Source organism: Thioclava sp. SK-1 (assembly GCF_001705665.1).
In the GTDB taxonomy this organism is placed as follows: domain Bacteria; phylum Pseudomonadota; class Alphaproteobacteria; order Rhodobacterales; family Rhodobacteraceae; genus Thioclava.
This window is the reverse complement of record NZ_MDHA01000017.1, coordinates 1-492: the sequence shown is the minus strand read 5'-3', so window position 1 is coordinate 492 and position 492 is coordinate 1. Positions and strand designations below refer to the sequence as shown.

The following is a 492-nucleotide window of genomic DNA, read 5'->3' as shown; positions in this document are numbered from 1 at the left end:
TTGATCGTCGATGAAACCGATCATCGCTTGAGTGGGCGGTCGAGTTCCGCCTGCGCAAAATAAGCTGATGCCTTGCGCAATATCTCATTTGCCTGGCGCAGTTCACGGTTCTCTCGTTCCAGCGTCTTGATGCGATCACGTTCCTCGGTCGTCACGCCATCCTGCATGCCGCTGTCCTTCTCGGCCTGCTTGACCCATCCGCTCAGTTTCTGGGGAATACAGCCGATCTTGGGTGCAATGGCCGCTATCGCGCCCGCTTGCGTTTCATATGAACCTTGATGTTCAAACACCATCCGGACCGCCCGCGCGCGAACTTCTGGCGAGTAGCGATTTGCCATTTTGCTTTTTGTCATAACCATCATCCTTACTTAAGTTGATGGTCTCCGACAAACTCGGGGCGATTCAGAATGCCGTTGTCACGCATGATCCGGGCGACGCGGCGCGGGCCAACTTGAAGACCCAGTTCCTTCAATTCCTGCGTCATGCGCGGAC

Annotated in this window: 2 pseudogenes and 1 other annotated feature; both pseudogenes read right to left on the bottom strand. The window is 55.5% G+C overall.

Annotated features, from left to right (window positions below):
* Positions 1-66, bottom strand: a sequence feature (AL1L pseudoknot). This feature is flagged as partial in the annotation.
* Positions 1-353: pseudogene (locus BFP70_RS00585) on the bottom strand (transposase); the annotation flags it as partial. It overlaps the preceding feature by 66 nt.
* A gap of 53 nt (positions 354-406) precedes the next feature.
* A pseudogene (locus BFP70_RS21540) lies at positions 407-492 on the bottom strand (IS3 family transposase); the annotation flags it as partial.